Annotated in this window: 4 protein-coding genes; all 4 read right to left on the bottom strand. The window is 36.6% G+C overall.

What is annotated here, in order from left to right; genetic code table 11:
- Positions 1 to 60: 60 nt before the first annotated feature.
- Positions 61 to 189: a hypothetical protein gene (locus ACOVO2_RS08190; RefSeq protein ID WP_421769490.1), complete on the bottom strand. Its 129-nt coding sequence runs from the start codon at positions 187 to 189 to the stop codon at positions 61 to 63.
- A 2-nt stretch (positions 190 to 191) separates the two neighbouring features.
- Positions 192 to 590, bottom strand: a complete 399-nt coding sequence (locus ACOVO2_RS08185) for a zeta toxin family protein (RefSeq protein WP_421769489.1) — start codon at positions 588 to 590, stop codon at positions 192 to 194.
- Positions 591 to 761: a hypothetical protein gene (locus tag ACOVO2_RS08180; RefSeq protein ID WP_421769488.1), complete on the bottom strand. Its 171-nt coding sequence runs from the start codon at positions 759 to 761 to the stop codon at positions 591 to 593.
- A 52-nt stretch (positions 762 to 813) separates the two neighbouring features.
- Positions 814 to 1,453, bottom strand: a 640-nt coding sequence (locus ACOVO2_RS08175; protein ID WP_421769487.1) for a porin family protein, incomplete at its 5' end; no start/stop codon positions are given.

Raw genomic sequence — 1,453 nt, 5'->3', positions numbered from 1 at the left:
ATTAATTCTAAGGAAGTCTTCGCTCAAAGCGAAGGCTTCCTTTTTTGTTTAGAAGAACCTTTATTTTTTATCTTTTAATGCTTCTTTACGCTTTTTTTCTTGCTCTAATTCGGCTGGAATATGGGCATAGGCTTTGAGTAAAGCTTTGTCAATCTGTTCAAATATTGGTTCTCTTTTCAAAATTTTCATATTCAATAAAATTTATTCCAAAGTTCTGAATTTTCAACAATTATACTCTTATCAATTAACATTTCGGCAATTTTTTGAGGATGCCCCAATGTATAATCTGAGTTGTCGTAAATTGACCATTTGTCAACAATCGGCAAGAAAAGATTCATCAAGTTTTTTATGCCGCTTTCATAACGTCTTCTGATTACCTCTTCAGGAATATTATGCCCTCCTTGACGAACCCTTCGAGCTACTCTTTCAATAGCATGCTCCGCATTTTCAATCCAAAAATATACCAAAACAACTTCATAAGCAAGATTTTGAGCTTTCCTGACTAATTCAACATAGCTCTTAGTAGCCAGTGTTGTTTCTATCACAAAGTCAATTCGTTTTCCTAAAGATATATGTATCTCGTTTAGCATTTACCTACCCGCTTGGATAGCCACACTCTCGGGAGAAATAGGGTTTAATTGAGCAGCAATGATGTCGGCATTCAAAAAAGTATCAATTCTGAAAACATCAGGTAAAAGTACTTTTGCCGCAGTTGTTTTACCAGCTCCATTACAACCAGCTATGATGTATAAATTAGGCATTTTAAGGTTTGATTTGGTCAAATTTACTAAAAATGCCTAATTCCACAAGCTTTTACGCTTTTGTTACTTTCGACCTTAAAGCAAATGATAGCCCCACTGAAAAACCTACAGTTTGATTTCTCACGGGTAATTGAACCAAGGGTAAGTTTAACACCCGAGAAAAACCATGTTGGTAGCGTCCTTCCATAAAAAACTTACCATTTTTAAACGGAATTTCGTAACCCAAAGCCCCTACTCCACTAAATTCGGCATCTTTGAAAAGTCCAGTGCCTAGACCCGTACGAATCGGAAAAATATTGAGCACACGAATTACCGTTCTTGAATCAAACAAATACCCAACTGATGGCCCTAATAAAATATACGCATGACCTTCGTTTGAGTCGCCGAGCTTAAATTTTGCTAAAATTGGTATTTCTAAATGGTTGTTTTTCAAGGCAATTCTCCCACCTATCGGAATATCAATACCAAACAAATTCTCGCCTCCATTGATATTAAACGATTCGTTTATCACAAAACCTTTCTGTGTAAAAGCCAACTCGGGCTGAATCGAAATTCTATCCGAAATAGGCAACTCAACAAAAACTGCACCCGATGGGGCAGGTAAAAGTTTAAAATCGGGCGTAATATTTTCAATCAGTTTGAATTTTGTCATGGTCGAGCCCGTAATGCCTCCACGCACACCAACAAAAATT

Source organism: Emticicia sp. (genome assembly GCF_049241225.1).
Taxonomy (GTDB): Bacteria; Bacteroidota; Bacteroidia; order Cytophagales; family Spirosomataceae; genus Emticicia.
Note: the sequence above shows the minus strand (reverse complement) of the source record. Positions and strands in the feature narration are given on the sequence as shown.